21 protein-coding genes are annotated in these 19,676 nt (G+C 72.6%); 11 read left to right on the top strand and 10 right to left on the bottom strand.

The window, feature by feature from the left end; translation table 11 throughout:
• Positions 1-307: 307 nt before the first annotated feature.
• Complete coding sequence (locus ACH4OA_RS14055; RefSeq protein WP_397935889.1) at positions 308-1,390, bottom strand: alpha-hydroxy acid oxidase; 1,083 nt, start codon at positions 1,388-1,390, stop codon at positions 308-310.
• A 171-nt stretch (positions 1,391-1,561) separates the two neighbouring features.
• Here ACH4OA_RS14055 and ACH4OA_RS14050 point away from each other — a divergent pair, with 171 nt between their 5' ends.
• The 9 genes from ACH4OA_RS14050 to ACH4OA_RS14010 all read left to right on the top strand — a co-directional run bounded on the left by ACH4OA_RS14050 (position 1,562) and on the right by ACH4OA_RS14010 (position 8,960).
• Entirely contained in the window at positions 1,562-2,206 is a 645-nt protein-coding gene (locus ACH4OA_RS14050) for a TetR/AcrR family transcriptional regulator (protein ID WP_397969147.1), read from the top strand.
• 45 nt (positions 2,207-2,251) lie between these two features.
• On the top strand, positions 2,252-3,202 hold the full coding sequence (locus tag ACH4OA_RS14045; RefSeq protein ID WP_397969146.1) for an alpha/beta hydrolase: 951 nt from the start codon (positions 2,252-2,254) through the stop codon (positions 3,200-3,202).
• Between the two features lie 2 nt (positions 3,203-3,204).
• Positions 3,205-4,539: a PLP-dependent aminotransferase family protein gene (locus ACH4OA_RS14040; RefSeq protein ID WP_397969144.1), complete on the top strand. Its 1,335-nt coding sequence runs from the start codon at positions 3,205-3,207 to the stop codon at positions 4,537-4,539.
• A gap of 125 nt (positions 4,540-4,664) precedes the next feature.
• Positions 4,665-5,267 (top strand): TIGR03086 family metal-binding protein, encoded by a 603-nt coding sequence (locus tag ACH4OA_RS14035; RefSeq protein ID WP_365883616.1) that lies wholly within the window; start codon positions 4,665-4,667, stop codon positions 5,265-5,267.
• Between the two features lie 50 nt (positions 5,268-5,317).
• On the top strand, positions 5,318-5,578 hold the full coding sequence (locus ACH4OA_RS14030) for a hypothetical protein (RefSeq protein WP_365883615.1): 261 nt from the start codon (positions 5,318-5,320) through the stop codon (positions 5,576-5,578).
• Between the two features lie 32 nt (positions 5,579-5,610).
• Positions 5,611-6,585, top strand: a complete 975-nt coding sequence (locus tag ACH4OA_RS14025; protein ID WP_397969143.1) for a hypothetical protein — start codon at positions 5,611-5,613, stop codon at positions 6,583-6,585.
• Positions 6,521-6,913 (top strand): holo-ACP synthase, encoded by a 393-nt coding sequence (locus tag ACH4OA_RS14020; protein ID WP_397969142.1) that lies wholly within the window; start codon positions 6,521-6,523, stop codon positions 6,911-6,913. The genes ACH4OA_RS14025 and ACH4OA_RS14020 overlap by 65 nt, the downstream gene beginning before the upstream one ends.
• Positions 6,910-7,335, top strand: a complete 426-nt coding sequence (locus ACH4OA_RS14015; RefSeq protein ID WP_397969141.1) for an acyl-CoA thioesterase — start codon at positions 6,910-6,912, stop codon at positions 7,333-7,335. The genes ACH4OA_RS14020 and ACH4OA_RS14015 overlap by 4 nt, the downstream gene beginning before the upstream one ends.
• A complete protein-coding gene (locus tag ACH4OA_RS14010) occupies positions 7,332-8,960 on the top strand; it encodes an AMP-binding protein (protein WP_397969140.1) in 1,629 nt (542 codons plus the stop codon). Before ACH4OA_RS14015 ends, ACH4OA_RS14010 begins: the two co-directional genes overlap by 4 nt.
• Before the next feature lie 37 nt (positions 8,961-8,997).
• Here the strand turns inward: ACH4OA_RS14010 and ACH4OA_RS14005 are convergent, their stop codons facing one another.
• The 7 genes from ACH4OA_RS14005 to ACH4OA_RS13975 all read right to left on the bottom strand — a co-directional run bounded on the left by ACH4OA_RS14005 (position 8,998) and on the right by ACH4OA_RS13975 (position 15,730).
• Positions 8,998-9,513, bottom strand: coding sequence for a GNAT family N-acetyltransferase (locus ACH4OA_RS14005; RefSeq protein ID WP_397935875.1), 516 nt, complete (start codon positions 9,511-9,513; stop codon positions 8,998-9,000).
• A gap of 90 nt (positions 9,514-9,603) precedes the next feature.
• Positions 9,604-10,575 (bottom strand): fumarylacetoacetate hydrolase family protein, encoded by a 972-nt coding sequence (locus ACH4OA_RS14000; RefSeq protein WP_397946451.1) that lies wholly within the window; start codon positions 10,573-10,575, stop codon positions 9,604-9,606.
• A gap of 95 nt (positions 10,576-10,670) precedes the next feature.
• Positions 10,671-11,609: a VOC family protein gene (locus tag ACH4OA_RS13995; RefSeq protein WP_397946450.1), complete on the bottom strand. Its 939-nt coding sequence runs from the start codon at positions 11,607-11,609 to the stop codon at positions 10,671-10,673.
• Positions 11,610-11,613: 4 nt separating this feature from the next.
• Positions 11,614-12,612, bottom strand: a complete 999-nt coding sequence (locus tag ACH4OA_RS13990) for an amidohydrolase family protein (protein WP_397969366.1) — start codon at positions 12,610-12,612, stop codon at positions 11,614-11,616.
• Between the two features lie 5 nt (positions 12,613-12,617).
• Positions 12,618-13,748 (bottom strand): FAD-dependent oxidoreductase, encoded by a 1,131-nt coding sequence (locus tag ACH4OA_RS13985; RefSeq protein WP_397969139.1) that lies wholly within the window; start codon positions 13,746-13,748, stop codon positions 12,618-12,620.
• Positions 13,749-13,772: 24 nt separating this feature from the next.
• Positions 13,773-14,735: a cyclase family protein gene (locus ACH4OA_RS13980; RefSeq protein WP_397946448.1), complete on the bottom strand. Its 963-nt coding sequence runs from the start codon at positions 14,733-14,735 to the stop codon at positions 13,773-13,775.
• Complete coding sequence (locus ACH4OA_RS13975) at positions 14,732-15,730, bottom strand: fumarylacetoacetate hydrolase family protein (protein ID WP_397969138.1); 999 nt, start codon at positions 15,728-15,730, stop codon at positions 14,732-14,734. The genes ACH4OA_RS13980 and ACH4OA_RS13975 overlap by 4 nt, the downstream gene beginning before the upstream one ends.
• Positions 15,731-16,085: 355 nt before the next feature.
• Here ACH4OA_RS13975 and ACH4OA_RS13970 point away from each other — a divergent pair, with 355 nt between their 5' ends.
• Entirely contained in the window at positions 16,086-17,291 is a 1,206-nt protein-coding gene (locus ACH4OA_RS13970) for an MFS transporter (RefSeq protein ID WP_397935865.1), read from the top strand.
• 172 nt (positions 17,292-17,463) lie between these two features.
• On the top strand, positions 17,464-18,186 hold the full coding sequence (locus ACH4OA_RS13965; RefSeq protein ID WP_397935863.1) for a S1 family peptidase: 723 nt from the start codon (positions 17,464-17,466) through the stop codon (positions 18,184-18,186).
• A gap of 1 nt (position 18,187) precedes the next feature.
• Here ACH4OA_RS13965 and ACH4OA_RS13960 read toward each other — a convergent pair whose 3' ends face one another.
• Both ACH4OA_RS13960 and ACH4OA_RS13955 read right to left on the bottom strand, forming a co-directional pair.
• Positions 18,188-18,343 (bottom strand): hypothetical protein, encoded by a 156-nt coding sequence (locus ACH4OA_RS13960; RefSeq protein WP_365878555.1) that lies wholly within the window; start codon positions 18,341-18,343, stop codon positions 18,188-18,190.
• Between the two features lie 110 nt (positions 18,344-18,453).
• Positions 18,454-19,671 carry an acyl-CoA dehydrogenase family protein gene (locus ACH4OA_RS13955; protein WP_397969136.1) on the bottom strand — a complete coding sequence of 406 codons (1,218 nt, stop codon included), beginning with the start codon at positions 19,669-19,671 and terminating at the stop codon, positions 18,454-18,456.
• Between the last annotated feature and the right edge of the window lie 5 nt (positions 19,672-19,676).

The following is a 19,676-nucleotide window of genomic DNA, read 5'->3' as shown; positions in this document are numbered from 1 at the left end:
CCTTGAGTAAGAGATCGTCGATCCAGGCGCCTTCACTGTAAACGGCCCCTATCGGCACCGCTTCCCCCACTGAAATCCCCACCAATCAAAGCTGTGGAACGGTCCGGCCGCCCGTCGTGTCTCCCCCGGCGGCCGCAGATTCATCGTTGCTCACTACTTACCAGTAATCAAGCGTACTTTTATGTTTTTACAGGACACTTGAAAGATGTACTGAGAAGCCTTTTCGGCAGGTCGGAGCACAGGCCGAAGCCCCCTTCATCCAAGCCGAAACAGATGAATGGGAGGCGACCCGGAGGGGCGGATCAATTCACCGCCGAGTAACTCCCGAGGGTCCGAAATCCTGGACGCGAGGAGTTCCCATCAATGCCATGACCTCGTCGAACTCCGCCACCAGCGTATGCAGAACGGCGGCGGCACCGGCTCTTCCGGAATGCGCGAGTCCCCATAGGACGGGCCGCCCGATAAAAACGGAATCCGCGCCGAGGCAGAGTGCCTTGGCGATATCGGCGCCATGCCGGACCGCGCCGTCGAGGATCACCGGACAGCGTCCGGAGACGACCTCGGCGATCTCGGGAAGCGCTTCCGCGGCGGGCTGGGCGAAATCCAGCTGACGGCCTCCGTGATTCGACACCACGAGGGCGTCCACCCCGTACTTCAGGGCGAGAGCGGCGTCCTCCCCGGTGAGCACGCCCTTCAGTACGAGGGGCAGCGCGGTGCGTTCGCGCAGCCAGGCCAGGTCCTCCCAGGTGAGGGAGGCGTCGAACTGCTCCCGGGAATGCCGCGCGATGGCGGACGCGCCGGCCTCGCCGGCATGGGAGGCGGACATCACGGAGGGGTCGATGTTGACGGCGCGGATGCCGTCCGGGACCGCGAAGCCGTTGCGGGCGTCGCGCGGACGGTGGGCGACGCGCGGCGCGTCGACGGTCAGGACGAGCGCGCGGTAGCCCGCGTCCTCCGCCCGCCGGACGAGTTCCAGCATCGGCGCGCGCCGCTTGAGCCAGTAGAGCTGGAGCCACAGCGGACCCGTGGCCGCCGCGGCGATGTCCTCCAGGGTGCGGCTCGCGAACATGCTGACCGTGAAGAGCGTGCCGGTCTCGCCGGCGGCCCGCGCCGTCGCCACCTCGCCCTCGGGGTCGGCGAGGCGGTGGTACGCCATGGGGGCGATGCCGAGCGGTGCCGCCAGGGGCGCACCCAGCAGGGAGGTGGCGGGATCGCAGGCCGAGACATCGACGAGACAGCGCGGCCGCAGCCGGATCCGGTCGAGGGCCTCGCGGCCGGCCGACAGCATCGACTCGGTGCCGCTCCCGCCCGCCAGGAAGTCCCAGACCGGCCCGGACAGGCGCTGCCTGGCCGCGGCCTCGTACTCGTGCAGCGCCATCGTCACTGCCACCCCAGGTGTTCATGGCGCACTCGGGCGCGTTCGACCGTGCTGTGAAGTAACCGCACGGCCGTACACTAACCGAACTCTCCCCACATGTCCGCACGGTCGTCCACATAATGAGGGCAAGCACGTGATCGCAGAGCGGACGTCCCCCTGGTGGGAGACGCGAGGAGGTGCTCCTTGGCAAGGACAGCAACGGACGGACGGATCGAGCGCGGCAACCAGACGCGGCGTCTGATCCTCCAGCGAGCCGTCGGTATCGCATCGGTCGAGGGACTGGAAGGCCTGTCCCTCGGGCGCCTCGCGGGCGAACTGGACCTCAGCAAGAGCGGGGTCTTCGCCCTGTTCGGATCGAAGGAGGAGTTACAGCTCGCCACCGTGCGGGCCGCCATCAAGGTCTTCATCGAGCACGTCGTGCAGCCGGCCCGGGCCCTGCCCGCCGGCCTCGGCCGGCTGCGGTGCCTGTGCGGCAACTGGCTCGCCTACTCCGCGCAGCGCGTCTTCCCGGGCGGGTGCTTCTTCTACTCCGTCTCGGCGGAGTACGACGCCCGGCAGGGCAAGGTGCACGACGCCGTGGCGAGCGCGCACGGCAACTGGTTCACCCTCGTCGAGCAGATGATCGACGAGGCCAAGGCGGTGGGGGAGATCCGCTGGGACGCCGACACCGCCCAGCTCGCCTTCGAGATCGTGGCCCTGATGGAGATGGCGAACGCCGAATCCGTACTGCACTCCAACTTCACCTGTTACAGCAGGGCGGCCGTCGGCATCGACGGCCGGCTGCGCGGCGTGGCGACGGACCCGTCGCTGCTGCCCGACACCCTGTGAACCGCCCGCGAGCGCGTGGCCCGCGGGCCCTGGACCGGAGGCACCATGCCCTTTGACCCGCAGTTGCAGACCCTCTACGACCGGCGCGCGTCGGAGGGAGTCCGCCCGTTGTACACGATGACGCTCCAGGAGGCGCGGGCGGCCGACCTCGCGGCCATCCGGGCGCAGGCCGGCACGCCCGAGCCGGTGGACCGGGTCGACGACCTCACCGTCGCCGGTCCCGACGGGCCCGTGCCGGTCCGCGTCTACCGGCCGGCCGGCGAGGGACCGCTGCCGGTGCTCGTCTACTTCTTCGGCGGCGGCTGGACGCTGGGCTCGCTGGACACCAGCGACGCGCTCTGCCGGCGCCTGGCCAACTCCGTCGGCTGTCTCACCGTCGCGGTCGGCTACCGGCTGGCTCCCGAGCACAAGTTCCCCGCCGCCCCGCGGGACTGCTTCGCCGGGGTGCGGTGGGCCGCCGAGAACGCCGGCCGGTTCGGCGGCGACGCCGGCCGGCTGGCAGTCGGCGGCGACAGCGCCGGCGGCAACCTCGCCGCGGCCGTCACGCTCATGGCCCGGGAGGCGGGCGGCCCGGACATCCTGACCCAGCTCCTCGTCTACCCGAACACCGACTACCTGGCGGACACCCCGTCCCGCCGGGAGAACACCGACCCGCTGCTCTTCAACGACAAGTCGGTGCGCTGGTACTGGGACAACTACCTGGCCGCTCCCGAGGACGGCACGCATCCCCTGGCCTCCCCGCTGCGCGCCCCCGACCACACGGGCCTGCCGCCGGCCCTGGTGATCACCGCCGAGTACGACCCGCTGCGCGACGAGGGTGAACGCTACGCCCAGCGGCTGCGGGAGAGCGGCGTGAGCGCCGAGACGACCCGCTACCCGGGCATGGCCCACGGGTTCTTCACGATGTCCGGCACGCTCGACACGGCCCGCCGGGCCGTGGAACAGGCCGCCGGCCATCTGCGCACCGCCTTCGCCGACGCCGCCGGCAGGGGCTGACCATGACGGACACCACGGCCGCCCCGGTCCTCGACCTCCAGGACCTGCACGCCTCGCTCACCGATCCGGTGCTGGACGCGATGAACTTCCTCAACGAGGTCGTCGGCCGCTTCCCCGAAGCCCTCTCCTTCGCCCCCGGCCGGCCCGCCGAGGGCACCTTCGAGACCGAGGACCTCGCCCGCCACCTGCGGTCCTACACCGACCACCTGGAACAGACACGCGGCTGGTCGAAGGAGCGGGTGCGCACCCACCTCTTCCAGTACGGGCGCACCAACGGCATCATCCACGAACTGATCGCCCGCACCCTGGCCAACGACGAGGGGATCCACGTCCCGCCGGAGTCGGTCGTCGTCACGACCGGCTGCCAGGAGGCGATGCTGCTCACCCTGCGGGCGCTGTTCGCCCGGCCCGGGGACACGCTCCTGGTCAGCTCGCCCTGCTACGTCGGCATCACCGGCGCCGCCCGTCTGCTCGACATCGCGACCCACCCGGTCCCGGAGGGCGCCGACGGCCCCGACCCCGACGCCTTCCTGGCCGCCGCCCGGCGGGTACGGGAGGCGGGCGGACGGCCCCGCGCCCTGTACGTGGTGCCGGACTTCGCCAACCCGTCGGGCACGAGCATGACCGTGGCCGCGCGGGAACGGCTGCTCGAGGTCGCGGCGGAGGCGGACCTGCTGATCCTGGAGGACGACCCCTACGGCTTCTTCGTCCGTACCGGCGCCGCCCGCCCCACGCTGAAGTCCATGGACCGCGGACGCAGGGTGCTCCACCTCGGGTCCTTCGCCAAGACCGCGCTGCCCGGCGCCCGCGTCGGCTACGTCGTCGCCGACCAGGAGGTCGCCGGTCCCGACGGCCGGCGCTCGCTGCTGGCCGAGGAGCTGTCCAAGATCAAGAGCATGACGACGGTCAACACCTCGGCCGTCGGCCAGGCCGTCATCGGCGGACTGCTGGTGGAGTGCGACTGCCGGCTGCGTGAGGCCAACGCCGGGATGATCGCCCACTACCGCACCAGCCTGGCCACCCTGCTGGGCGAGCTGGAGCGGCACTTCCCCGAGGAGCGCCGCCGTGCGCTGGGCGTGCGCTGGAACGAGCCGACGGGCGGCTTCTTCCTCGTCCTCGACGTCCCGTTCGTGGCCGACAGCGCGGCACTGGAACGCTCCGCCCGCGCCTTCGGCGTGCTGTGGACGCCGATGAGCGACTTCTACCCGGACGGCGGGGGAGAGCACCGGCTCCGGCTTTCGTGCAGCTCCCTGGCGCCGGAACAGATCGTGGAGGGCGTCCGCAGGCTGGCCCTGTTCATCGAGTCGGCGGCCCGCGAGGCGGCCGGCCGGGCCTGATCCGGCGCCGGACGACCAGGGGCCCGTCGGACACGCCGGCGGGCCCCGTTCGTCGCGGCCTCTTAAAACTAAACGCACGGTCGTGCTAATGTCTCGGCCGGACCACCTCTCGCGAAAGGGCCCGCATGGATATCCGGAAGCTGGACCGGACCGCTGTGCTGGAGACGGTACGGCTCGTGCAGCAGGCCGCTCCGCACGACTGGGACCTGCCGACGCCCTGCGCCGGCTGGACGCTCCGGCAGCTCGTGTCGCACATGGCGGGCCAGCACCACGGCTTCGCCGCGGCGGCCTCGGGCGGCGGCGCGGACCTCGCCGTATGGGCGCCGACCGCGCTCGGCGACGACCCCTCCACGACGTACCGGGACGCCGCCTGGACGGTCATCGACGGCTTCTCCCGTCCCGACGTGTTCGCCCGGGAGTTCATCCTCCCCGAGATCAGCACCAGCCGGCCCTTCCCGGCCTCGATCGCCATCGGCTTCCACTTCCTGGACTACGTCGTCCACGGCTGGGACGTGGCGCGCACCCTCGGCCTCCCGCTGCACCTGGACGAGGAGGTCGTGGAGGCCGCCCTCGGCTACGCCCTGCGGGTGCCGGACGACGAGCGCAGGCTCGGGCCCGCCCCGCTGTTCCGCCCCGCCCTGCCCACGGCGCCCGGCGCCCGCACCCTCGACCTCGTCCTGACCGCGCTGGGCAGGTCCCCCGACTGGTCGGCGGCGGCGGCCCTCTGAACACGCCGGCCGGCACCCGCCCACCGTCCGACACGCCCCAGGGAGACACCTTGCTCACCGACCTCAGACAGCATGTCGCACAGCGCCTCGGCCTGACGGTGGAGGAGGTGTTCGCCGGACAGCCGCTGTCGGCGGTCCTCGTCGCCTCACCGAGCGCGATCAACTCCATCGACCTGCTCGACGCGTTCGCGGGGGCCCTGGCCGACACCGGCTTCGACGAGGACGTCGAACTGCCGACGATGACCCTCGACCACACCGCGGACGACGTCGTCCAGGCCCTCGGCAGGCAGCTCGCGTCCGCCTCCGGCTGAACCGACACCCCTGCCGAACGGAAGGCGGACACATGCTGATCATGACCGACATCGTCAAGGAACTCCGCTCCGGCGCCACCATCACCGAGGTGCTGCGCGCCCAGCAGAGCTACCACGAACAGCGCCGCTGGTCGTCCGACCAGCTCTTCGACGGCCGCCGCCTCACCCGGCCGGGCGAACGGGACAAGGCCGCCCTCTGGCACGCCGCCCGCGCCGAGCTGACCACCCAGCCGGCCGGCATCCGCCTGGCCGTGGACGGCATCAAACTGGCCCGTGAACTGAGCGAGTCCAACCCGCTGGGCAGCAAGGTCCTGCACATCGCCGCCGCCTGGTCGGCCCGGTACTGGCTGGAGGAGGAGGCCCACCACGAGGTCTCCTTCGGGCGCCTGATGGAGATGGCCGGCATCGACCCGATCGACGAGACCGAGGTCGTCGAGCACCGGGGCGTCTTCCCCACCGACAACTACGCCCGGGTCTGCGTCCTCCAGGCCTGTGTGGAGATCGAAGCCTGCGTGTCGTACCAGCACGCGGCCCGCACCAGCCAGGACGAGCTGGTGCACGACGTCTTCCACACGATCATGAAGGACGAGGTGCAGCACCGGCAGTACTTCGCCTCCTTCGCCAAGGCCCTGGTGGAGTCGGGGGTCTACCCCGTCAAGGACGTGCTGTCGATGGCGTACACGTGGATCCGCCCCGACGGCGGCGAGACCTTCGGCTCGGCCCGCGCGGCCCAGACCGAGCGGCAGGGCTTCGTCAACTGGTGGGAGCGCATCCGCACCGACGACGACGCGTTCGCCCTGGCCGACGACGCGCTGCACGAGGGCTCGGTGCACGCGCGCAAGCTGGGCAGCGTCTTCGCCCTGGTCCGGGAGATCACCGGCATCGAGACCCGATCCTACGAGGACCTGAAGCGTGCCTACTTCGCCAGTCTCCGCACGAACGATGTCGACCGGATTCGATCTGCAGTCCGTCGCGGAACTCGCCCGCAGACCGCACTTGCGGGATAGCGCGGCGGTGTTCACCCCGGGGGAGCGGTCGCACTGCCGCTCCCGCCCCGACCCGGACGCGTCCCTGGCCGGCCTGCTGTCGGCCAAGGAAGCCTTCATCAAGGCGCTCAGCTCGCTGGGAGGGGCACCGCCGTGCACCTTCCCCGAGATCGAGGTCGGCCACGAGCCCGCCGGACAGCCCCGGCTGCGGCTGCACGGGGACATCGGCCGCTGGTGCCGGGAGGGCAACGTCCTCGCCGAGGTGTCGATCAGCCATACCGGGGGCCTGGCCGGCGCGGTCGTCGTCCTGCTGGCCGGGCCGACACGGACCGGAGGGCACCTCGCATGACGGACAGCACCCCGCCGGTCCTGGAACACACCTGCGAAGTCGCCCTGCGCGCCAACGACTTCGACTGGGCCGGCCACCTCAACAACAGCGTGTACGTCCAGCTCCTGGAGACCGGCCGCTGGGAGTGGGGCCTCGCGTACGGCGCCGACGCGCGCGAGGGCTCCGTGGTCGCCATGGTGCTCCAGCTCCGGCTGGACTACCTCAAGGCGGTCGACTGGGACCCGGTCGGCCGTCTCGTCGTCCGCACCTCCCTCGCCGAACGGTCGGCGTACAGCTTCACGCTGGCGCAGGACGTCGAACGGCCCGACGGCACGGTGATGGCCCGGGGCCGGGTCCGCCTGGCCCTGGTCGACCGGCACACCAAACGCGTCCACCGGGCCGACCTGGACGCGATGCTCGCCCGGGACGGGAGCCCGGCATGACGACTCCCGGACCCGGCACACCCGGCACCGCGCACCCCGAAGCCGCCATGGCCCCGGGGCCCGGCACCCCGCGGGGCGTGGCCGTCGCCGCGGCGACCCTGCCCGAGGCCCTCGCCGCCCAGGCCGGCCGCGCCGCCGCGACCGTGACCTTCGGCACCTCCGCCCGGCGGGAGACCCTGACCTACCCCGAGTTCGCCCGGCAGACCGCCGCGGCGGCCGCCGGCTTCGCCCACCAGGGCGTGCGCCCCGGGGACCGGGTCCTGCTCCGCGCCGGCAGCTCCCGCGAGAGCCTGCTGGGCCTGCTGGCCCTGCTCCACCTGGGCGCGGTCCCCGTCTCCGTGAAGCCGCGCGTGCCCGGCGCGGTCCTCGGGCAGTACCTCGCCACCGTCGCCCGCCAGCAGCACGCGCGCCACGCGTTCCGGCTCACCGTGCCCGGCCTGACCGCCCTGTGGCTGGACCCGCGCCCGGACCGGGCGGCCGGCCCCGCAGCGAGGGACCCGCAGGAGCCGGCGTTCGTCCAGTACACGAGCGGTTCCACCGGCATGCCGCGTCCCATCCCGCTCACCCACCGCGCGGTCCTCGGCAACATCGCGGCCATCCGGGACGTCTCCGGGATGCGGCCGGGCCACACCGGGCTGATGGCGCTGCCGCTCCACCACGACATGGGTCTGATCGGCACGCTGACCGCGCTCGTCCAGGGCGCCGACGTGGTCCTGGAGGAGCCCGGCACCTTCCTGCGCCGGCCCCTGGCGGCTCTGCGCCTGGTCCGGGACGCCGAGCGTGTCCACAGTGCCTTCCCCGACTTCATGCTGCGCTACCTGGCGGCGCGGATCACGGAGGCGGCGGAGCGGGAGCAGCCCGATCCCGCGCTCTTCAGGGCGTGGGGCACCGTCTTCTGCGGGGCGGAGCCCATCCGCAGGGCCTCGGTCGGCACCTTCCTCGACGCCACCGCCCGCTGGGGCTTCGACCCGACCGCGCTGGTCTTCTGCTACGGCCTCGCCGAAGCCGTCCTGATGGCCACCTCGCACCGGCTGACGGACCCCGCCACCGCGTTCCGCACCCGGGGGTCCGTCGCCACCGCGTGCCTCGGCACCCCGGTCCCCGGCCTCGGCCTGCGCGTCGTGAACGAGTCGGGCGACAGGTGCCCCGAGACGGAGACGGGCCGGGTCCAACTGCGGGGCGCCACACTGTTCGACGGGTACGACGGCGCCACCGACCACCGCACCACCTGGTTCGACACCGGCGACCTCGGCTACCTCGACGCGGGCCGGCTCTATCTGAACGGGCGCCGCGCCGACCGCGTCTTAGTCAACGGCACGAACGTCTTCGCCGCCGACGTGGAACAGGCGGCGGCGACGGAACCGGGCGTCGCGGAGTGCGTCGCGCTCCCGTACGGCGCCTCGTTCGCCGTCGTGGTCGTGGCCGAACGGGGGCGGCGCGTCGACACCGGCGCCGTCGCGGCCCGGATCACCGCGGACTTCGCCGTGGCCCCCGAGGCCGTGCTCGACGTCCCGCACACCGCCGTCATCCGCACGGCGAGCGGCAAGCCGGCCCGCACGCGGATGACGGCCCGGCTGCGGGAGAGCGGCCTGCTGCCGCCCGCGCCGCTGCCCGCCGGACCCTGAGCCGCCCGGAGGTGACGCCGGCCTTCCGCGCGCCGCGTCACCCGGGCCGGTCCTCTCCGGTCTCCGGCCGGCCGAGCGCGAGCCGCCAGTCGTTGGAGCGCATGATGTGGCCCGGCGGATACTCGAACGCGCACTCTCCAGCCAGCTCGAAGCCCGCCTTCCGGCACACGGCGTTGGACGCGCCGTGGTGCACGGAGGGGAACGCGTGCAGCCACGCGTGGGAACTCTCCCGACGGGCCCGCCGCGCACACAGACGCACCGCCTCGACCGCGAAGCCCCGGCCCTGGTGCTCGGGAAGGATGCCGTAGCCCGTCTCCAGGACGTGCTCCCCGCCCCGTTCCCGCGTCCAGTACCCCACCGATCCCACGACCTGTTCCGCCAGCAGGACCAGGAACATCCGGCCGTCGGTGAGGTCGAGGTAGCGCTCGTGACGGCGCCGGAGCTGTTCGGCGGTCTCCGGACCCCCGAGGTGTTCGGTCGCCTCGGCGGAGTTCTGCCGGCGGAGCAGGTCGATGCCCTGATCGGACCATGGTGCGAGGCGCAGAGACGTCATGCGGCCAAGCTAGCGCGCGGGTCTGACAACGAGGCCGCCGCGACGTCCTCCGCCGGCGCACCCCCGCGGACTCGCGGGGGTGCGGGCCGCTCACGGCCGTTCCCGGGACCGGCGCCGGCCGGCCGGCAGGGGCACCGGGTCCGGGCCCGGCACGACGGTGCTGGACACGCTCCCGATCCCCTCCACCGTGAGGGTGACGGTGTCGCCGGGCTTCAGCGGCGGCGGGACCTGCTTGCCGGAGCGGCCCCACAGTTCGGCGAGGCAGCCGCCGTTGCCGCAGGTCCCGGAACCCAGGACGTCTCCGGGCACCACCCGCGTGCCGCGCGAGGCGTACGCGGTCATCTCCTCGAACGTCCAGCTCATGTGGGACAGCAGATCCCGGCCGACGACCTCGCCGTTGACCTCCGCGGTGAGCGCCAGCCGCAGGAAGCCCTCCGCGTCCCGGAACGGCTCCAGCTCGTCGGCGGTGACCAGGTGCGGGCCGAGCGTGGTGGCGGTGTCCTTGCCCTTGCAGGGGCCGAGACCGACCTTCATCTCGGCGGACTGGAGGTCTCTGGCCGACCAGTCGTTGAAGACGGTGTAGCCGACGATGTGGTCGCGGGCCTGCTCCGGAGTGAGGTCGCGGCCCTCGCGGCCGATGACGGCGGCGACCTCCAGCTCGAAGTCCAGCACCGCGGAACCGGGCGGCACCGGGATGTCGTCGTGGGGGCCGTAGACGGCGTGCGGGTTGGTGAAGTAGAAGGTCGGGGCGGCGTACCACTGCTCCGGTACGCCACCGGTGCCCTCCACCGACCGCCGCACGCCCTCGACATGCTCCTCGAAGGTGACGAAGTCCCGGACGGAGGCGGGCTGGAGCGGCGGCAGCAGCCGGACCTGCGACACGTGCGGGCCGGGCGGCGCGTCCAGCGCCGCCGCGCCCGCGGCGAGCAGGCCGGGCAGACCGCCGGACTCCCGCAGCAGGCCGGTGAGCGAGGTGACTGCGGGCAGCGGGTAGAGGGTGCCGTCGTCCTCCACGACGGCCACGCGAGGCCGGTGTCGGTGCGCGTAGGCGGCGAAACGCATGGTGCGGCTCCGGGCAGGCTGGGCCCGAGGGCGCGGCGGGACTGAGTCAGGGCAGGTGACAGGGCCGGCCGCGCCCCCGGGAGCGGGGGATGGGATCAGACCGGCGGGGCGACGAAGCAGCCGCGGTCGGGGTCGTTGAAGGACTCCTTCGCCACGATCTCGCTCATGGGGTTGGCCGTGCCCCACTGGTCGGTGACCTCCGGCCGGGAGAAGTCGTAGACGTGCGGGTGCCAGGTGTCCTCGTCCAGGCACTCCAGCTCGGTGGTGTACTCGACGGTGTTGCCGTGCGGGTCGAGGAAGTAGGTGAAGGTGTTGTCGCCGGCCAGGTGCCGGCCCGGTCCCCAGATCTTCGTGTGGCCGGCGCGCAGCACCCGGCCGGAGCCGCGCATGTACTCGTCGATGCCGCGCATCTCGAAGGAGACGTGGTGCAGGGAGGTGTGCGGGCCCTTGGCCAGTGCCATGGAGTGGTGCTGGCTGCTGATCCGCATGAAGTGCATGACCTCGCCCATGCGCGGGGAGCTGAGCGTGTCGGAGAGGGCGAAGCCGAGGTGCCGCTCGTACCACTCGCGGGTGCGGTTCAGGTCGGGGGAGTTGAGCACGACGTGGGAGAGCTTGACCGGGATGGCCTCCTTCTCCTCGATCTTGCGGTGCTTGCGGACCTCGACGTCGGCCAAGACCTCGATGGTGCGGCCGTCCACGTCGAAGAAGCGGAAGCCGTAGCCGCCGCCGGGCGTGTCCACCTTGCCCGGCTGGGTGATCAGCTGGACCCCGCCGGCCAGCAGTCGCGCGGCGAGCGTGTCCACGTCCGCGCGGGAGGCCGCGCCGTACGACACGAGGTCCAGGCGCTTCTCCTCGGCCTTGCGGAGCCGGACGACGTACTGCTCGGGGGAGCCCTCGGCGGCGAGGAAGGAGATCCCGGAGTCCTCGGCGACCTTGGTCAGGCCCCAGACACCGGCGTAGAAGTCGAGCTGCTTGTCGTAGTCGGGCACGGCGAGGTCGACGTGCCGCAGATGGGTGAGCAGGCGTGCGCTCATGGTGTCACTCCAGGGAGAGCAGGGCGGCGGCGTTGCCGCCCCTGACGGCGTGGAAGTCGGAGTCGGACAGGCGCGCGGCGCGCAGGGCGCCGACCGGGTCCTCGGTGCCCATGTCGAAGGGGAAGTCGGAGCCGAGCAGCACCCGGTCGGCGCCGGCGACCCGGACCAGTTCCCGCAGCACCTGCGGGTCGTGGACGAGGGAGTCGAAGTACAGGCGCCTCAGGTAGCTGCTGGGCGGGTGCGCGCAGGAGGCGCCCGCGTCGGAGCGGGCCGACCAGGCGTGGTCGGAACGGCCGATGTGCGTGGGCAGGTAACCGCCGCCGTGCGCCGCGATCACCTTCAGCCCCGGGTGGCGGTCCAGCACCCCGGAGAAGATCAGGTGGGAGAGCGCGACGGCGTTCTCCGTGGGCTGTCCGACCGTGTTGGACAGGTACCACCGGTCCAGCCGCTCGTCCAGGGTGCACCCGAAGGGATGCAGGAAGAGCAGCGCGCCGCTCTCCTCGGCCCGCGCCCACAACGGCTCGTACGCCGGGTCGGACAGCTCCCGGCCGGGGGCGTGGCTGGAGATCTCCACGCCGGCCAGGCCCTGCGCCAGCGCGTGGTCGAGGGCGCGCACCGCCTGCTGCGGGTGCTGGAGCGGTACGAGTCCGAGACCCCGCAACCGGTCCGGCGCGGCCGAACAGTGCGCCGCCGTCGCCTCGTTGGCCAGCCGGTACACCTTCTCCGCCGTGTGCTCGTCGGCCCAGTAGTGGTAGTGCGAGGGGGAGGGGCTGACCACTTGGACGTCCACGCCCTGGGCGTCCATCGCCGCCAGGCGCACGCGCACGTCGGTGAGGCGCGGGAGGCGCTCACGCACCATCGGGCCGCTGACGGCGAGGGCCGCCGGACCGTTGCGCCGGGCATCCAGCGCCTTCGCCTCCTCAAGTCCCGGCAGACCGGCCACCAGGGCCTCGACCCCGGGCAGCAGGACGTGGGCGTGCACGTCCACGGTGGGCGTGTCCACGGCGGTCACGGCAACTCCCTGAGCATGGTCATCGTGCGGCCCATCAGGCCCGGCACGTCGGCGTCGCGCACCCCTTCGAGCTGCCACCGGCCGATCTGTACGGAAGCCTCCACGACCGGGCGGACCCGGGTGATCCGCCGGTCGTGGTACGCCTGCAACAGTGCGTCGTCCCACGCGTCGGACCCGGTCAGCATCTGCGCCAGCACCCACGCGTCCTCCAGGGACAGCGCCGCGCCCTGCGCGAGGGTGGGCGGGCAGCAGTGCGCGGCGTCACCGATCAGCACCACCCGGCCGCGGTGCCAGGACCCCTCCACCAACAGCCGGTCGAACCAGGTGTAGTTGACCTGCGCCGGGTCGGTGATGTGCGCGGTGATCTCGGGCCAGAAACCGCCGTAGTGCCGGGTCAGGCGGCGCATCTCGTCCGCGTACGACTCGGGCGGTATCCCGGCCCGGTCACGGTTGGCCTCGACGACGTAGGCGTACAGGGTGGTCTCGCTGGTGGGGCAGTATCCGGCGATGTAGGCCGGCCCGCCGTAGGCGAGGTCGGTGCGGGTCACGCCGGCGGGGCGCGGGGCGGCGACGCGCCAGATGGCCATGCCGGTCGGTTCGGGCTTGTCCGTGATGCCGATCGCGGCGCGGGTCGCGGAGCCGAGGCCGTCGGCGGCGATCACCAGGTCGTAGTGGCCCTCGGCGCCGTCGCTGAAGCGTACGGAGACACCGTCCGCGTCCTGGTCCAGGATCTCGGCGGTGGTGCCCAGCCGGACCGACGCGCCGCTGGCCCGCACCGCCTCGATGAGGATCTGCTGGAGTCGCGGGCGCCGCATGCCGACGGTGGCGGGCAGATCGTCGCCGCCGGTGCGCAGGTCCCGGGCGACGTGCAGGACGGTGCCGTCGGGGGCGGTGATGCCGACCGAGCCGAAACCGAAGCCGGCCTCCTGGACCCGGTCCCAGACGCCGAGTTCACGCAGCACACGCAGCGCGTTGCCCTGGAGGGTGATACCGGAGCCGGCGGTGGCGTTCCAGTCGTCCTTGGCCTCGATCAGGTCCACCGCGAGGCCGGCGCGGCGCAGGAGGACGGTCACGGCGTTGCCTGCGGCGCCACCGCCGATCACCAGGACCGTGCGGGTTGTGCTCATATGGGAACTCCCTTGTTCCGTACGTTATTTGACGGCGATCGGACTGACGGGGGAGCCGACCGCGCCGGTGATGGGCAGGGGAGCGGCGGTGAGCCAGAACGCGTACACGCCGTCGCGGGCGCAGTCCTCGGCCAGCGCCTCCAGGTCCCACATCTCGCCGATCAGCAGGCCGATGTTCGGGATGGCCACCTGGTGCAGCGGCTGGAAGGCGTGCTCGAACTCGTTGGGGCGGACCTCGAAGCCCCAGGTGTCGGTGGCGATCGCCGCGATCTCGGTGCCGTGCAGCCAGCCGGCCGTGGTGAACGAAAGACCCGGCGCCGGTCCGCCGGCGTAGTCGCCCCAGCCGTCCCGGCGGGCCCGGGCGAGCTGTCCGGTGCGCACCAGCACGATGTCCCCGCGGCCGACGGCCACGCGGTGCGCCTCGGCCGTCGCCGTCAAGTGCTCCTCGGTGAGGGCGAACCCGTCGGGCAGCTCACCGTCCTCGCCGATCACCCGGCCCGCGTCCAGCAGCACCGCGCGCCCGGCGACGTACGGCGCCATGTGCTCGATGCCGGTGACCAGATCGCCGTCGGAGGTGACGACCTTTTCGGCCGGACGGCCGTTCCAGGCGAGACCGTGGTCGAAGATGTGCCCGAGCCCGTCCCACTGCGTGGAGCACTGGAGCGGCATCGCGATCACGTCGTCGGCGCCGCCGATGCCGTGCGGGAAGCCCTGGTTGCCCAGGGCGGCGTCGGTGCCGGTGTCCAGCATGGTGTGCACCGGGTTGGTGCGCCGCCGCCAGCCCTTCTGCGGGCCGTTCATGTCGAAGGACTGGGCGAGCGAGAAACTGACGCCGCGCCGGACCAGCGCGGCACCCTCGCGCCGCTTCGCCTCGTCGAGGAAGTTCAGGGTGCCGAGCCGGTCGTCCGCGCCCCAACGGCCCCAGTTGGAGTACGCCTTGGCCGCCTCGGCGATCGCGCCCTCGGGGTCGTGCCGGTCGAGCGTCACGACGCCTCCGCCACACATCGGGTGCGCTGCGTCCCGAGCCCCGTGACCGTGCCCTCCATGACGTCGCCGTCGCGCAGCAGCCGGCCCCAGTGCATGCCGTTGCCGGCCGGGCTGCCGGTGAGCACCAGATCGCCGGGGAGCAGACGCGCGGTCTGGGAGACGTACGCCACCATGCGCGCGACCGTGAAGATCATGTCCTTGGTCGACTCGTCCTGCATGGTCTCGCCGTTGAGCCTGAGCGTGACGCGCAGGTCGTCGGTGTTCGTGACGGACTCGGCCGGCACGATCCACGGGCCGAGCGGGGTGAAGCCGGGGGCGTTCTTGCTGCGCAGCCAGTCGGTGCCGATCTGCGGCATGTCCCGGCGGAACACGGTGGCCCGGTCGGTCAGGTCGTTGGCGATGGTGTAGCCCGCGACGTACTCCAGCGCATCCTCGACGGACACCTGGTACGCGGGCCGGCCGATCACTACCGCCAGCTCCAGCTCCCAGTCCGGCTTTGCCGCCCAGGCGGGCAGCGTGACGTCGTCATAGGGGCCGGTGATCGCAGTCGGCAGTCCGAGGAAGACGTACGGCAGGTCCTCGGCGGCCCGCCGGTCCATGATCTCCGCGGCCTCCGCGCGCCGCTCGTCCTCCGGCCGGTCGTCGCCGGGTGCGCGGTGGGCGACGTGCAGGTCGATGACGTGCTGACGGTAGTTCGCCCCCGACTGGAACACCTGGCGCGGTGTCACCGGCGCGTGCACGCGCAGGTCCGCGACGGCGGTGCGGGCCAGGCCGGTGGTGTCGGCCAGCGCGCGCAGCCGCGGCAGCGCCGTCTCCCAGTCGGACAGCACGTCCAGTGTGGTCAGCCGGCCGTCACCGAAGGCGGCCCGCAGGTCGAGGGCCTGGCCGTCGGGGGTGACGAGCGCGGGGAACTCCGGCCCGTCCGGGGCCGAGAGGGTGGCGAGGGCGAACGGTCCGGCGAAGAGCGCGGACGCGGGTTCAGGTTTCACGGACATGTCCTCCTGATTGCGGTGTGACCAATCTGGACCGCGCACCCGTGATCTGGGAAATAGATTTCATGGATGGCCGGTATCCACGCCGCTTATCTTCTGGCCGGTCTTCCCCTTATGCCTTGTTCTGCCGAGGCGGCGCGGACGGCTCTCCCGCGCGGTGTTGCGGGCGCCGGGCGCCGGTCCATCCACCGCGTGGATCGACGCCATCCGGAACTCGGATCGTGCGAGGGCTGGGCAGGGCCGTGCCCGGACCGCATAGTCGTGGCACATCACGCGCCCTGCGCCGGGTCCCGCGACAGCCGGGCCGGGTCCGCTTCGACGGCGCCGTCTTCCCGCACCTCACGCCCGGAGTACCGCCATGCCCGCATCCGCCGCCCCGCCCGCCCGTGCCCACGGCACGACCCCGGCCGCACCGGGCGGACCGCCCGCCGCCCTGCTGATGGCCGGGAGTTGTCTGCCCGTCCTCGGCGCGGTCCTGCTCGCCCCGGTCCTGCCCGCCGTGCAGCGCCACTTCGAGGCCGTGCCCGGCGGCACCGCGCTGGTGCCGCTCATGCTGACCGTGCCGGCGCTCTCGCTCGCCCTGCTCGCGCCCTTCGCCGGTGCCGTCGTCGACCGGCTCGGCCGTAAGCGCCTCCTGGTCGCGGCCACCCTCCTCTACGCGCTCTTCGGCACGGTGCCGCTGTGGCTGGACTCCCTGTACGGCATCGTGGCGAGCCGGGTGCTGGTGGGGGTCGCCGAAGCGGCCGTCATGACCTGCTGCACCACGCTGATCGGCGACTACTACACCGGCCGGGTCCGCGACCGGTACCTCGCGGCGCAGACCATGTGCGCGTCGGCGTCCGCCACGGTGTTCCTCGCGCTCGGCGGCGTCCTGGGCGCGGCCGGCTGGCGGGCGCCGTTCTGGCTGTACGCCGTGGGGCTGCCGCTCGCCCCGCTCATGGCCCGCGTCCTGCCCGCCGTAACCCCCGCCGCCCGGCCGGCGACGGACGAGCGGCGGCCCTTCCCGGTGCGCCGCATGGCCGGTCTGTGCCTGCTGACGGTGTTCGGCGCGGTCGTCTTCTACACGGTGCCCGTGGAGATGTCCTATCTCCTGGCCGACCTGGGCGTGGAGTCCACCGGTGTGATCGGCGCGGTCACCGCGCTCGCCAGTGCCGCCACCGTGCTCGGCTCGGTCCTGTTCACCCGCCGCACCGGCGGACCCTGGCGCCGGCTGCCGCTGCTCTTCCTGCTCTGCGCCGCGGGCTTCCTGTGCATGTCCGTGGCGGACGGCCTGCCGCTGCTGCTCGTGGGCGCCGTGCTGAACTGCGTCGGCACGGGCCTGCTCCTGCCGTCGCTGCTGACGCTCGCGATGTCCCGGCTGGACTTCGCCGACCGGGGGCGCGGCACCGGTCTGTGGACGGCGGCCTTCTTCCTCGGCGAGTTCCTCTGCCCGCTGGTCCTCCTCGGCGGCAAGGCGGCGCTGGGGGACCTGTCGTCGGCCGTCGGGCTGCTCGGCCTGGTCACCCTGGTCGTCCCGGCCGCCCTGCCCGTCCTGGGCCGCCGCATGGACCGGGTCCGCCCATAACACGGTGTTATGGCGAAGTACTAGTACCCAGGGCACGGTTCCTTGCCGAAGCTAGGGCATGTCCATGACGTGCGTGCCGTCCGGTGGCGGTGCCGCGCGTGGGCACGGTCCGCGCGGCCGTCCACCCCACACCCGTGCACGTCGGCAGACGTGCGTCCCGGATCGAGGAACCTTGCGTATATCACGACTCGCGCCCGCCATCGCCGCGGCGGCGGTCTCCGCCCTCGCGCTGCTGGCCCCCACCGCATCCGCGGCGCCGGCGACCGCACCCGTCACCGCCAGGAGTCCCCAGCCCATCATCGGCGGCGGGTACGCCAACAGCGGCCCCTGGGCCGCCCGGCTGTACTCGAACGGCCAGGAGACCTGTACGGCGACGATCATCGCGCCGACCTGGGTGCTCACCGCCAAACACTGTGTGAGCGGCGGCTCGCTGTCCTTCCGTATCGGCAGCGTGGACCAGTACAGCGGCGGCACGGTCGCCAACGGCGTCCAGACCTACACCCACGGCGCCGACCTGGCACTCGTCCGCCTCGACCGCTCCGTCTCGACGTCCTACGCCCCGCTCGGACAGCCCGGCACGGTGCGGGTCGGCCAGGGTGTGCAGGTGTACGGCTGGGGCGCCACCTCCCAGTGCGGCTCGGAGATCAACTGCCAGTCCCGCTATCTGAAGGTCGCCAACGTGACCGTCAGCAGCGGCTGCACCGACGCCTACGGCGGCTCCGCGATCTGCGCCACCTGGGGCAACGGGATCACCGCCGGCGGTGACTCCGGCGGCCCGATGATGGCGAACGGCGTGCAGGTCGGCGTCGCCTCCACCAGCGACCGTCAGTCGAACACCGCGTACACCAACGTGACGGCGTACCGCTCCTGGATCCAGTCGGTCGCGGGCGTCTGAGTCAGCCCGCCGACCGGCGGGCACGCAGCTTGCCGAAGAGGCGCTGGGCCTGGGCCCGGCGGCGCGGATCGGCCGCGGTGCGGCGTACCTGGTCGATCGTGCGCTGCCCCTGCGGGCTGCTCGCGAACTGCTTGATGCGCTGCAGGACTCCGGACATGACGCTCCTTTCACCAGGGGGCCCCGTGCTCCGCGGACCCCGTGGGATACGGCTACCCGGGAAGCGGCGGTCCAGGCTCCCGCGGCCGGGGGCGCCGCGCCGCTCGCCGGTCAGGAGTACCAGGTGGGTTCGGGCAGTTCACCCTCCAGGACCCAGCGGCCGACCTCGCGCCGCTTGTAGGCGACGGGGTCGTGCAGGGTGTGGGTGCGGATGTTGCGCCAGAAGCGGTCCAGGCCCTCGGCGGTCGTCGTGGAGCGGGCGCCGGTCACCTCGAAGATGCGGCTGGTCACCTCCAGGGCGACCTCGGTGGCCCGCGCCTTCACCGCCGCCACCCGCACCTCGAAGTCGCCGCGGGTCCTCTCGGTGACGGCGTCCGGGTCGTCGTGCAGCCGCTGCCCCTCGGCGGCGACCGCGTCGGCGAGCGCCTCGACCGCCCACAGCTTGGCGGTGAGATCGCCGTAGGTGTCGATGACGTAGGGCTCGTCGACCGCGCGCTGGTGACCGCCGTGCAGCCAGGGCCGGGTCCTGGTGCGGGTGTAGGCGGCGGCCGTCTCCAGCGCGCCGCCCGCGATGCCGAGGTAGAAGTTGACGAAGACGAGCTGGATCGTGGGCACGTTGAGCGTGTTGTACGTGCGCGGCCGGAACCGCTTGCCGACGTAGCCGGCCGCGGAGGACCAGGGCGTACGGACCCCGTCGAGGGTGACGCTGCCGCTCTCGGTGAGCCGCTGGCCGATGTTGTCCCAGTCGTCGTGGAAGACCAGGCCCTCGCTATTCGACGGCACGATGGCGAAGACGTGCTGGTCGGAGCCGTCGAGGACGCCCTCCAGGACGGTGACGTCGGAGACCTTGCCGCCGGTGGAGAAGGACTTGCGTCCGGTGAAGACCAGGTCGTCGCCGTCCTCGGTGACCACGACGTCCTGGTCGCGGGGGTTGACGGCGCCGCCGAAGAACCAGCGGTTGCGCGCGGCCTCGGCCTCGACGTGCTCCCACTGCTCGCGGGTGCCGACCAGGCGGGCGGCCCAGTTCCACAGGTAGTGGTAGCCGAGGAGCTGGCCGATGGAGCCGTCGGCCTTGGACACCTCGCGGACGACGCGGTAGGCGGTGGGCCAGGACTGGCCCGCGCCGCCGTGCTCGACGGGGCCGAGCAGGGTGACCAGGCCCGAGTCCTTGAGCAGTCGGACCTCGGCGTACGGGGTGGCCCCGGCGCGGTCGCGGGCGGCGGCGTCGGTGGCGAGGACGGCGGCGACCTCGGCGGCGCGGGCGGTCCATTCCTCGGCCGTCCGCGGGGCGGGGCGGGTCTGCCAGTCGGTGGAGTCGACGGTGCTCATGCTTC

It is taken from the genome of Streptomyces sp. NPDC017095, from assembly GCF_044332325.1.
Taxonomy (GTDB): domain Bacteria; phylum Actinomycetota; class Actinomycetes; order Streptomycetales; family Streptomycetaceae; genus Streptomyces.
The sequence above is the reverse complement of the archived record's forward strand: the minus strand, read 5'-3'. Positions and strand labels throughout refer to the sequence as shown.

Bases quoted from the DNA above. Each gene is read 5' to 3' on its own strand.
- ACH4OA_RS14045 (WP_397969146.1), top strand. From the start codon at position 2,252: ATGCCCTTTGACCCGCAGTTGCAGACCCTCTACGACCGGCGCGCGTCG.
- ACH4OA_RS14040 (WP_397969144.1), top strand. From the start codon at position 3,205: ATGACGGACACCACGGCCGCCCCGGTCCTCGACCTCCAGGACCTGCAC.
- ACH4OA_RS14035 (WP_365883616.1), top strand. From the start codon at position 4,665: ATGGATATCCGGAAGCTGGACCGGACCGCTGTGCTGGAGACGGTACGG.
- ACH4OA_RS14025 (WP_397969143.1), top strand. From the start codon at position 5,611: ATGCTGATCATGACCGACATCGTCAAGGAACTCCGCTCCGGCGCCACC.
- ACH4OA_RS14020 (WP_397969142.1), top strand. From the start codon at position 6,521: ATGTCGACCGGATTCGATCTGCAGTCCGTCGCGGAACTCGCCCGCAGA.
- ACH4OA_RS14015 (WP_397969141.1), top strand. From the start codon at position 6,910: ATGACGGACAGCACCCCGCCGGTCCTGGAACACACCTGCGAAGTCGCC.
- ACH4OA_RS14010 (WP_397969140.1), top strand. From the start codon at position 7,332: ATGACGACTCCCGGACCCGGCACACCCGGCACCGCGCACCCCGAAGCC.
- ACH4OA_RS14005 (WP_397935875.1), bottom strand. From the start codon at position 9,513: ATGACGTCTCTGCGCCTCGCACCATGGTCCGATCAGGGCATCGACCTG.
- ACH4OA_RS14000 (WP_397946451.1), bottom strand. From the start codon at position 10,575: ATGCGTTTCGCCGCCTACGCGCACCGACACCGGCCTCGCGTGGCCGTC.
- ACH4OA_RS13995 (WP_397946450.1), bottom strand. From the start codon at position 11,609: ATGAGCGCACGCCTGCTCACCCATCTGCGGCACGTCGACCTCGCCGTG.
- ACH4OA_RS13985 (WP_397969139.1), bottom strand. From the start codon at position 13,748: ATGAGCACAACCCGCACGGTCCTGGTGATCGGCGGTGGCGCCGCAGGC.
- ACH4OA_RS13975 (WP_397969138.1), bottom strand. From the start codon at position 15,730: ATGTCCGTGAAACCTGAACCCGCGTCCGCGCTCTTCGCCGGACCGTTC.
- ACH4OA_RS13970 (WP_397935865.1), top strand. From the start codon at position 16,086: ATGCCCGCATCCGCCGCCCCGCCCGCCCGTGCCCACGGCACGACCCCG.
- ACH4OA_RS13960 (WP_365878555.1), bottom strand. From the start codon at position 18,343: ATGTCCGGAGTCCTGCAGCGCATCAAGCAGTTCGCGAGCAGCCCGCAG.
- ACH4OA_RS13955 (WP_397969136.1), bottom strand. From the start codon at position 19,671: ATGAGCACCGTCGACTCCACCGACTGGCAGACCCGCCCCGCCCCGCGG.